The organism is Sphingopyxis sp. SCN 67-31 (genome assembly GCF_001725095.1).
The window spans coordinates 1-10,063 of sequence record NZ_MEFH01000113.1 but is presented as its reverse complement, the minus strand read 5'-3'; the positions used below and the strand labels follow the sequence as shown (position 1 = coordinate 10,063).

The following is a 10,063-nucleotide window of genomic DNA, read 5'->3' as shown; positions in this document are numbered from 1 at the left end:
GACAGGGCATCCCGCAGGCGCTGCGCATGACGATCGGCACCGAAGACGAGACGCGCGGGCTCGCGGCGGCGATCCGCGCCGCGATCGCCGCGGGCTGACCGGCATGGCGCGCGCGATCGGGCGGGTTGCGATCGTCGGGCTGGGCCTGATCGGATCGTCGGTGGCGCGCGCGCTCAAGGCGAAGCTGCCCGATGTGGCGGTGACCGGCCATGATGCCGATCCCGATGTCCGCGCCGAAGCGCGGGCGCTCGGCTTTTGCGACGCGGTGAGCGACGATGCGGCGGAGGCGGTGGAGGGCGCCGACCTGGTGATTCTGGCGGTGCCGGTGGGGCGCATGGCCGATGCCGCTGCGGCGATTGCGCCGGGTCTGTCCGCGCATGCGATCATTTCGGACGTCGGATCGTCGAAGGCGGGGGTCGGCGCCGCGCTGCGCGCCGCACTGCCCGATCATGTCGTGGTGCCCGCCCACCCGGTCGCGGGGACCGAGAACAGCGGCCCGGCCGCGGGCTTTGCGACGCTGTTCGACGGGCGCTGGTGCATCGTCACCCCGGCGCCGGACGCGCCCGCCGATGCGGTCGCCGCGGTGACGGGACTGTGGCAGGCGCTCGGCGCGAAGGTCGAGACGATGGACGCGGCGCATCACGACATGGTGCTGGCGGTGACAAGCCATCTGCCGCACCTGATCGCCTATACGATCGTCGGCACCGCCAGCGAGCTGGAGGAAGTGACCGAGAGCGAGGTCATCAAATATTCGGCGGGCGGTTTTCGCGATTTCACGCGCATCGCGGCGAGCGACCCGGTGATGTGGCGCGACGTGTTCCTTGCCAACCGCGACGCGGTGCTCGCGACGCTGCAGCGCTTCAACGAGGATCTGACGGCGCTCCAGCAGGCGATCCGCCGCGGCGACGGCGACCGGCTCGAAGACTGGTTCACGCGGACGCGGGCGATCCGCCGTTCGATCATCGAGCAGGGTCAGGACGATGCGGCCCCCGATTTCGGGCGCAAACACTGACCGTCGCCCCCGCGAAGGCGGGGCGACGACCGTTATTCCTATTGCTCGGCCGGCTTTTCCAGCAGCGCTTCGGGCGGGTTGAGCGCGTTGATCGCGCGCCAGACGCGTTCTTCGGCTTCCTCGCGCGGCAGGCCGGCGGGGATGGTGTCGCCGATGCGATAGGTGATGGTTCCCGGCCATTTGACCCAGCGGTGCGGCGGATAGGCGATGCCGCTGTTGACGGCGACGGGGATCACGGGGACGCCCAGCATGCGATAGACACCCGCGAAGCCCGACCGCAGCGGTGGCGCCTTGCCGTGCGGCACGCGCGTGCCTTCGGCGAACAGCACCAGCGGGCGACCGATCGCAAGCGCCGCCTTGGCCGCGTTCAGCATCGCGCGCATCGCCTTGCCGCCGCCGTCGCGGTCGACCGGGATCAGCCCGTAAAAGCGCGCCGCCTGTCCCCAGACGGGGATCGAGAATAATTGTTCCTTGGCGAAGACCGCGGGCCATTTGAACAGCATCGGCTGTTCGATCGTCTCGAACGCGCCCTCATGCTTGAAGACATAGAGGACGGGGATGTCGGGCATCTCGCCCTCGACGATCACGCGGTGCCCCAGGATGAAGCGGCAGATCAGCCGATGGAACTTCGCCCAGGCGCGCACGAACCCGCGCGTCGCATGGTGCGAGATCGGCAGCGTGACGATCGCGCCGATCGAGCAGATGCTGCTCATCAGGACGAAGGCGATCCAGAACAGGATCGAACGCACGAGGGCGACGGCATAGCTCACAGCCCGAGCAGGCCGCCCGCCAGACCGGCCAGATATTTGTGATATTCGCGAAACAGCGTCGAAAAGCTCGGCTGGCTGCGCACCGCATCGGGAAGGATCGTCACCTTCTTGTCCATCGCGCGGCCGAGTTCATATTCGGCGCGGCGCATGTGCCAGTCGGTCGTGACGAGCCGGATGCTCTTGTAGTTGCGCCGCGCAACCCAGCTTGCGACCTCGGTCGCGTTCGAGCGGGTATCCTCGGCTTCGAAGCCCAGCGCCACACAGCAATCGAACAGCTTTTGCGGTCGTTTATATTCGGCAGCGAGTTCCTTCGGCTTCACTTCGCGCGCGACGCCGCTGATCAGGAGCCGCTTGGCGCGCCCCGCCTCGAGCAGTTCCAGCCCGCGGTCGATCCGGCCGGGGCCGCCGGTCAGCACGACGATCGCGTCGGTCGTCTGGTCGCCCGCGGGCAGCGGCAAGAGCAGCGCGAACCACGCGAAGCCCAGCACCCAGGCTAGGAACAGGAGAGAGATCAGCCGTTTGATCATAAAATCTTCTTGAGCGCGGCGAGCAGGGTCTGCCGCGCCGTCAGTGCCGCGAGCGCGATAGCCAATAGCGGCAGCGCCAGCAAGAGCGCCCAGCCGATCGGCCCAAGCGCCGCGGTCGCGGCAAGTCCCGATGTCACGCGCGACCATTGCCAGCCGATCAGCAGCAGGATGGCGGCGGCCACCGCGGTACCGAGCGCGACACCATAAGCCGTATCGATCGTGATGCGGCGCTGGAACAGGCGAGCGATCTGCTGGTCGGTGGCGCCGATCAGGTGCAGCATCTCGATCGTCGCATAATGGGTGCCCAGAGCGGCACGTGCCGTCATGATGACCACCGCGGCGCTAGCGAGCGTCATCAGGATAACGAGCCCGCCCGCGATCCAGGCGAGCGAGCGGATCAACCGCGCGACGGGGCCGAGCCAATCGGCATGCGGGATGACGCGCGCGCCCGGTGCCTCGCGGGCGACGAGCGCGCGCAACTGGCCCATATGGCCCGACCGATCCTCGCCGACGAAATCGACATCGACGAGCGCCGGCATCGGCAGCGAGCGCAGCACCGGATCGTCGCCGTCGGCGGTGCCGAACCATTGGCCGAGCGTCGCCTGCAACTCGGCCGGATCGACCGCGCGCGCCGATCGCACGAAGGGTTGTGCAGCAGCCGCGCGGCGCAGCGCCGCCGCCTGCTCTGCGCGCAGCACGGGATTGGCGGTAACGATCTGCACCGTGACGCGCCCCGCAATTGCCTCGCCGATCGCATCCGCCGACCGCGCAAGGCCGACGCCGCCCGCGGCGGCCAGCAGGGTAAGCATCATCAGGATCGCGATGACCCACGGTGTCGGGCCCGACAGGCGGCGATCGGGAAGCAGGCGGCGATGCTGGACGGGAACGCGCGCGAAGATCATCGGCCTTCCATCCTAGGCGCGGTTCGGCGGATAGCGCAGCGCGCCGGTGGGATCGGACAGCCGCCCCTTTTCGAGCCGCATCATCTGGGCATTGTCGATGCGGCTGATCAGATGGATGTCGTGGGTCGCGACGACGACCGTGGTGCCGAGGCGGTTGAGCGCCTCGAACAAGCCCAGCAGGCGCATCGCCATCTCGGGATCGACGTTACCCGTCGGTTCGTCGGCGACGAGCAGTTGCGGGCGGGCGATCACCGCGCGCGCGATCGCGACCCGCTGTTGCTCGCCGCCCGACAGCGTCGGCGGAAAGGCGTGCGCGCGTTCGCTCAGCCCGATCCAGCTCAGCATCTCGCCCACCGGGCCCGACAGATCCTCCTCGCTGACCCCGGCGATGCGCAGCGGCAGCGCGATATTGTCGCGCGCGCTCAAATGCGGGATCAGCCGGAAGTCCTGGAACACGACGCCGATGCGGCGGCGAAAGCCGGGCAGGCGCTGGCGCGGCATCGTCCCCAGATCCTCGCCGAACAGGCGCACGATGCCGCGGCTCGGCCGCTGCGCGAGGTAAAGCATCTTGAGCAGCGAGGTCTTGCCCGCGCCCGACGCGCCGGTCAGGAAATAGAAGCTGCCGGGCTGAAGGTTGAAACTGATGTCGGACAATGTCTCGGCATCGGGCCCGTAGCGCAGACCGACGCCGTCGAATTCGACCATTGCGCCGCCGGGTCGGCCGGGGGCGGTCGCCGTCATGACGCCACCATCGCGCGCCGCGATGCGCCTTGGTGCCGGTCGAAAAGGGGAGCCCCGCCGCTCATGTCGCTGCCTGTCGCACGGCTGTTTCGCGAGGACAAGCGCCAAGCGTCGGCTTTTCGACCGGCGCCCGCCATGCCTTGCCGGCACGCCCGGCGCACGCGGCGCTTGCAACACCGCGAATCAGCGTGTTTAGAGAGACGCCATGATCCTGTCCTGCCCGTCCTGCCATACGCGCTATGTCGTCCCCGACACGGCGATCGGACCCAATGGCCGAACGGTGCGCTGTGCCAGTTGCCGCCATAGCTGGTTCCAGGAACCCGCTGCAGCGGCCCCGGCGGCGCCCGTGCCCGCTGCGCCGCCCGCCCCGGAGCCGGTTTCGGCGCCCGAGGCCGCGCCTTCCGCCCCCTCGTCTGTATCCGCCGCGCCCGCAGTCGATCGCGAACCGGCCGCGCCGCCCATGGTCGAAGAGTCCGCGCCGCCGCCGCCGCAGGCCTTTGCGGTGCCCGAGGCCGAGCCGCGCATCATTCCGGCCAGCGAGGCCGAGCAGCCGCTGCCCTTCCGCCGCGCCCGGCGCAATCCCGCCAAGCGCTGGACGATGATCGCCGCTGCCGCCGCGCTGCTGATGATCGGCGCGACCGGGGCGCTGTACTGGTTCGGCCTGCCGGGCTGGGCGCAGGGTCTGGGCATTCCGGGGATGGCCGACGAGCCCGATCTGGTGATCGAGCTGCCGCCAAATCAGGATCACCGCGAACTGCCCGACGGCACCATCTATTTCGCGGCGAGCGGGGTCATCATCAACCCGACCGATCGCGAACAGCGCGTGCCGCCGATCCTCGCCGAACTGCGCGATGCGCAGGGGACGATCGTCTATAGCTGGACGATCAAGCCGCCGGTGCGGATGCTGCCGCCCAACGAAAAGGTCAATTTCAGCGAGGCGAAGCTCGATATTCCGCGCCGAGCGACGCAGTTGACCGTCAGCTGGGCGCTCCCGAAAGGCTGAGCCTCAGCTACACCGCCGTGACGTCACGGCGTCACAGGCTGACGGCGGCGGCAAGCGACAGAAGAAAGCTGGTCAGCGTCGCGACGATGATCGGCGCGAAGCTGCGCCACCCCTGATCGAGCAGCAGCGCAAGCCGTGCCTTCATCGCCGTCGCGACGATCGCGAGCAGCAGCAGCGCCTGCGCCCCGGTCGCCGCCGCGCCCTGCACCGGTTTCGGAATCGCGACGATCGAATTGATCGCGGCGATCAGCAGAAAGCCGGTGATGAACCACGGCAGGCGCAGCGGGATCTTGCGCTTTCCGGCGGGCGCATCGCCGGCGCGACCGAGCCACATGGCGACGAGCATCAGCATCGGGGCGAGCAGCGCGACACGGGTCAGCTTGACGATCGTCGCGACCTCGCCCGCCTGCGGCGAGAAGGAAAAGCCGCCGCCGATCGCCTGCGCGACGTCGTGGATCGACGCGCCGATCAGAAAGCCGGCCTGCGTGTCGGTCAGGCCGATTTCGGCGGCGAGAATGGGATAGAGCGACATGGCCAGCGCGCTCGCGACCGTGATGCCGACCAGCGTCAGCGTGAAGCGCGCCTGGTCGATGCGCTTGTCACCGATCAGCGAATAGAGCGCGAGCGCCGCCGACGCGCCGCAGATGGCGGTCGCGCCGCCCGCGAGCAGCGCGGCGTGACTGTCCTGCCGGAACAGCCGCGCGCTCGCGACGGTGATCAGGATGACCGCGAGCATGATGACGACGAGCAGCGCAAAGGGAAGCGGACCCAGTTCGACGAGCTGTTCGGCGGTAATCCGGGCGCCGACGAGGACAATGCCGATCCGCAGCGCGGTCTGCGACATCAGGTCGAGCCCGGCGTGGGTGCGCTTGTCCTGCGACAGAAAACTCATCGCGAGGCCGATGAGCAGCCCCATCAGAACAAGCGGGGCGCCATAATGATCGGCGAGCCACGCAGCGGCGAGCGCCGCGATCGCGGTCGCAAAGGCGCCGGGGAAATAATCGTGCCACCGCCGCGCGGCCGGCGGCGTTGTTTCGAGCTGCAGCTCGCCATAAAGATCGGCGGCCATCGGCCAGCCCTGGTTCGTATCCGCCATCACCGTTCCCGCACCGGCCGCCGCATCGCGGCCCCGACGCCGCTTCGCATATCCGCGCCGCGCGGTCGATAGGCCATTGCTGGCAAGCGAAGCTCTTGCTAGAGGCCGCGCTCTACCGGCACCCGTAGCTCAGCTGGATAGAGCGCTGCCCTCCGAAGGCAGAGGTCACAGGTTCGAATCCTGTCGGGTGCGCCAGTTTTCTCCAAGACCATGACCTCGACGGGCGTCCGCGTCGGCGCGCTGGACGCCCGCGCATTTTTTGGTCATGCTTGGCGACATCGGCCAAATGGGAGAGCGATGATGAAATTCCGGGGCATGACGGCAATCGCGCTGGGTGTCGGGCTGCTGTTGGCTGCCGCGCCGCTGCAGGGCTTCGCGGCGCTCAAGCCCGGCGTGAAGGCGCCCGATTTCACGCTGGATGCGGCACAGGGCGGGAAGCCTTTCAGCCTGTCGCTGAAGCAGGCGTTGAAGCAGGGTCCGGTCGTCCTCTATTTCTTTCCCGCGGCTTTCACGCCCGGCTGCACGATCGAGGCGCATCTTTTTGCCGAATCGACCGACGATTTCAAAAAGTTGGGCGCACGCGTCATCGGCGTCACCGCGGGCAATATCGACCGCGTCGCCGAATTTTCGCGGTCGGAATGCCGCGACAAATTTGCCGTGGCGGCCGATCCGGGCGCGAAGGTCGCCGCCAAATATGACACGACGATGCGCACGGCGGACAACCGGATTCTCTCCGAACGCACATCCTATGTGATCGCGCCGAACGGGACGATCCTGCTCAGCTACACCGACAGCAAGCCGCAGGCGCATATCGAGAAGACGATGGCGGCGGTGCGGGCATGGAAGGCGCGGAAGCGCTGATCGCCGCCGCGTGCCCGCGTGATCCGCAAGAGATATGTTGACGACAGCGCGGTCATCGTGGCACTCGGACGCCGCATCGCGAGGGCAACTGCAAAACGCGCTTTAAAACAGCGCGGCAGGCAGGGGCCAAGTCGTTGAAATGCGGGTGTAGCTCAATGGTAGAGCAGAAGCTTCCCAAGCTTACGACGAGGGTTCGATTCCCTTCACCCGCTCCAGCCCTGCCGTAAGAGGCCCGGCGCAGGCCTCCCGCTTCCGACATTCAGGATCTTCTTGTGACGGCAAAGCGCACCATTCCGTTCATCGTGGCGACCATCTTCATCGATGCGATCGGGTTCGGCATCATCATGCCGGTGCTGCCGCAGCTCGTGATGGAGGTGGGGCGCATCGACCTGCCGCATGCGATCGAGGTCGGGGCGTGGATCGGGCTCGTCATGGCGGTGGCGACCTTCCTCGCTTCGCCGGTGCTCGGCAATCTGTCGGACCGGTTCGGGCGGCGGCGCGTGCTGCTGTTGTCGCTTGCCGGACTCGCCGCCGACTATGCACTGCTGACGATCGTCGACACGCTGCCCTGGCTGTTTGTCGCGCGGGCGCTGTCGGGGATTTTCGGGGGTAGCTATGCCGCCGCGATGGCGGCGATCGCCGATGTCACGCGGCCGCAGGAGCGCGCTCGCAACTTCGGTTTCGTCGGCGCCGCCTTCGGTGTCGGCTTCGTCGTCGGCCCCGCGATCGGCGGCTTTCTGGGCGAGTTGTCGCCGCGCGCGCCCTTTGTGGCGGCGGCGCTGCTCGCGGCGGCGAACATGATCTACGGCGCCTTCATCTTTCCAGAGACGCTGGCCCCCGACAAGCGGCGCGGCTTCGACTGGCGCCGCGCCAATCCGCTCGGCGCGGTTCGCGCGATGCGCGCGCTTCCGGGCATGAGCGGCGCGGCGGCGGTGCTGCTGCTGTGGCAGATCGCCAGCCTCGTCTATCCGATGACGTGGAGCTTTTACTGCATCGCGCAGCTCGGCTGGACGCCGGGGATGATCGGCGCGAGCCTTGCCGCGGTCGGCGTCGCCATCGCGCTCGGGCAAAGCTTCGTCGTCGGGCCGATGGTCGCGCGTTTCGGCGAACGCGATGCGGCGACGATCGGCATCGCCGTCGCGGTCGCGGTGTTCGTCGGCTATGCGTTCGTCACAACGACCTGGGGCGCCTTCCTGCTGATCGTGCCGATCATGTTCCAGGCGCCGGTGCAGCCATCGCTGAGCGCGATCTTGTCGCGCCGCGCCGATGCCGGCGCGCAGGGCGAGGTGCAGGGGATTTCGGCAATGGCGATGGGGCTGGGACAGATCGTCGCGCCCCTGCTGCTCACTGGCACCATGGCCTGGTTCACGGGCGCGAACGCGCCGGTACATTTCCCCGGCGCCGCCTTTCTGGTGGCGGCGCTGTTCGGACTGTTCGCGATCGCGATGCTGCGCCGCCTGCCGCGCGCGACGCGGACGAGCGACGCCGACGCGGCCGATCAGATGCCGCCGTCGGTCACCGCATAGCCCGCCGCCTCGAGCGCCGTGCGCACGGCGGCAACGCAGGCGGCGACCCGCTCCGCGTCGGTCGAGCGAAAGACGAAATTGGCGCCGACGCGGCCGTCGCGAAAGAAGGGATAGCTGCCGATGGCGACGCCGGGGTGATCCTTTTCGCCCGCGCGGAGCAGATCGGCGACCTCGCTTTCGGGCGCCCAAGCGCCGATCGTGTGCGCGACGAGCGGCGCCCCGCCTTCCAGCGCGCCGGTCAGCGCATCGAGCATGCCCGCGGTGATGTGCGGCACGCCCGCCATCACGAACAGATTGCCGATGCGGATGCCGGGCGCGCCCGACATGCGGTTGGGGATCAGCTCGGCGCCCTCCGGGGTACGCGCCATGCGCAGCCGCGCCTCGGTCAGTTCGCCGCCGCGCGCCGTGTAATAGCGTTCGAGGATCGCGCGCGCATCGGGATGGACGATAACCCCGACGCCGAGCGCCTTTGCCACCGCATCGACGGTAATGTCGTCGTGGGTCGGGCCGATGCCGCCGGTGGTGAAGACATAGTCGTAACGCGCACGTAGCGCATTCAGCGCATCGACGATCTCGTCCTCGACATCGGGGACGATGCGCACTTCGCGCAGGCGAATCCCCTGCACGTCGAGCCAGGTCGCGATCTGCGCGACATTCTTGTCCTGCGTGCGGCCCGAGAGAATCTCGTCGCCGATCACCAGCACGGCGGCGGTCCAGATGCGTTCGTCGCTCATCCTCTTGCCTTACCGCGCCCGCATGACAAAACAAGGCTTCTGGATCGCAGACAATGTTCCTGATATGTTCTTTGCGACTCGCAGCAAGGGAGAGCAACCATGGCCGACGATCTGATTTTCTATACCAACCCCATGTCGCGCGGACAGATCGTCCGCTGGATGCTCGAAGAGGTCGGTGCGCCCTATCAGACGCAAATCCTGGGCTATGACGACAGCATGAAGGGCGCCGACTATCTGGCGATCAACCCGATGGGCAAGGTGCCCGCGATCGTCCACCGGGGCAAGGTCGTCACCGAATGCGCCGCGATCTGCGCCTATCTGGCCGATGCTTTTCCCGATGCGGGGCTCGCGCCGCCGCTGGAGGCGCGCGCCGACTATTACCGCTGGCTGTTCTTTGCCGCCGGGCCGCTCGAAACCGCGGTGACCAACACCCACGCCGGCTGGGTGCCGAGCGCCGAGCAGCAGCGGATGGTGGGATATGGCTCGTTCGAAAAGGCGCTCGACGCGCTCGAAACGGCGGTGGCGGGCAAGGCCTTCGTTGCGGAGGGACGCTTCAGCGCCGCCGACGTCTATGTCGGCAGCCAGCTCGACTGGGGTCTGCAATTCGGGACGATCCCGACGCGCCCCGCCTTCGAAGCCTATGTCGCGCCGCTGCGCGAGCGCGCGGGATACCGGCGGGCCAAGGACATCGACAACGGGCTGATCGCCGAGATGCAGGCGGCGAGCCCGGCCTGACGGCATCCGGCCCCAGGGTTCTGGTCCTAGAAAATTCCCGCCGCCAGCCCTTCCGCGAGCGCCGCGCCCAGATCGCGCGCTTCGGCGAGGCGGTCCGGCGCAATCATCTTGGGGGCGAGGATCGCCTCGGGCGTCTGGGCATCGGTGTTGACGATG

The 10,063-nt window shown here is 68.2% G+C and carries 11 protein-coding genes and 2 tRNA genes; 7 read left to right on the top strand and 6 right to left on the bottom strand.

What is annotated here, in order from left to right:
- The first annotated feature begins 103 nt into the window (after positions 1-103).
- Positions 104-1,012, top strand: a complete 909-nt coding sequence (locus ABS88_RS20240) for a prephenate/arogenate dehydrogenase family protein (RefSeq protein ID WP_286750419.1) — start codon at positions 104-106, stop codon at positions 1,010-1,012.
- Between the two features lie 38 nt (positions 1,013-1,050).
- Here the strand turns inward: ABS88_RS20240 and ABS88_RS20235 are convergent, their stop codons facing one another.
- From ABS88_RS20235 to ftsE, 4 genes are read right to left on the bottom strand one after another with little or no spacing between them, the layout of a single operon-like run.
- Positions 1,051-1,782, bottom strand: a complete 732-nt coding sequence (locus ABS88_RS20235) for a lysophospholipid acyltransferase family protein (RefSeq protein WP_058810879.1) — start codon at positions 1,780-1,782, stop codon at positions 1,051-1,053.
- The gene (locus tag ABS88_RS20230) at positions 1,779-2,309 is read right to left on the bottom strand and encodes a YdcF family protein (protein ID WP_003042416.1); all 531 of its coding nucleotides are present in this window, start codon (positions 2,307-2,309) and stop codon (positions 1,779-1,781) included. Before ABS88_RS20230 ends, ABS88_RS20235 begins: the two co-directional genes overlap by 4 nt.
- The gene (locus ABS88_RS20225; RefSeq protein WP_286750418.1) at positions 2,306-3,211 is read right to left on the bottom strand and encodes a cell division protein FtsX; all 906 of its coding nucleotides are present in this window, start codon (positions 3,209-3,211) and stop codon (positions 2,306-2,308) included. Before ABS88_RS20225 ends, ABS88_RS20230 begins: the two co-directional genes overlap by 4 nt.
- Positions 3,212-3,223: 12 nt before the next feature.
- The gene (gene ftsE / locus ABS88_RS20220; protein ID WP_058810882.1) at positions 3,224-3,952 is read right to left on the bottom strand and encodes a cell division ATP-binding protein FtsE; all 729 of its coding nucleotides are present in this window, start codon (positions 3,950-3,952) and stop codon (positions 3,224-3,226) included.
- Between the two features lie 205 nt (positions 3,953-4,157).
- Here ftsE and ABS88_RS20215 point away from each other — a divergent pair, with 205 nt between their 5' ends.
- A complete protein-coding gene (locus ABS88_RS20215) occupies positions 4,158-4,955 on the top strand; it encodes a zinc-ribbon domain-containing protein (RefSeq protein ID WP_286750417.1) in 798 nt (265 codons plus the stop codon).
- A gap of 31 nt (positions 4,956-4,986) precedes the next feature.
- Here the strand turns inward: ABS88_RS20215 and ABS88_RS20210 are convergent, their stop codons facing one another.
- On the bottom strand, positions 4,987-6,051 hold the full coding sequence (locus tag ABS88_RS20210) for a YeiH family protein (RefSeq protein ID WP_286750416.1): 1,065 nt from the start codon (positions 6,049-6,051) through the stop codon (positions 4,987-4,989).
- Between the two features lie 118 nt (positions 6,052-6,169).
- Here ABS88_RS20210 and ABS88_RS20205 point away from each other — a divergent pair.
- The 4 genes from ABS88_RS20205 to ABS88_RS20190 all read left to right on the top strand — a co-directional run bounded on the left by ABS88_RS20205 (position 6,170) and on the right by ABS88_RS20190 (position 8,438).
- A tRNA-Arg gene (locus tag ABS88_RS20205) sits at positions 6,170-6,246 on the top strand.
- 102 nt (positions 6,247-6,348) lie between these two features.
- The gene (locus tag ABS88_RS20200; protein ID WP_003042476.1) at positions 6,349-6,912 is read left to right on the top strand and encodes a peroxiredoxin; all 564 of its coding nucleotides are present in this window, start codon (positions 6,349-6,351) and stop codon (positions 6,910-6,912) included.
- Positions 6,913-7,053: 141 nt separating this feature from the next.
- Positions 7,054-7,127, top strand: a tRNA-Gly gene (locus ABS88_RS20195).
- 57 nt (positions 7,128-7,184) lie between these two features.
- Positions 7,185-8,438: an MFS transporter gene (locus ABS88_RS20190; protein WP_286750415.1), complete on the top strand. Its 1,254-nt coding sequence runs from the start codon at positions 7,185-7,187 to the stop codon at positions 8,436-8,438.
- Here the strand turns inward: ABS88_RS20190 and ABS88_RS20185 are convergent.
- Positions 8,411-9,172, bottom strand: a complete 762-nt coding sequence (locus tag ABS88_RS20185) for a competence/damage-inducible protein A (protein WP_062768999.1) — start codon at positions 9,170-9,172, stop codon at positions 8,411-8,413. The genes ABS88_RS20190 and ABS88_RS20185 overlap by 28 nt on opposite strands.
- Positions 9,173-9,271: 99 nt before the next feature.
- Between ABS88_RS20185 and ABS88_RS20180 the strand changes: the two genes are divergently transcribed.
- Entirely contained in the window at positions 9,272-9,907 is a 636-nt protein-coding gene (locus tag ABS88_RS20180; RefSeq protein ID WP_286750414.1) for a glutathione S-transferase family protein, read from the top strand.
- Positions 9,908-10,063: the final 156 nt, after the last annotated feature.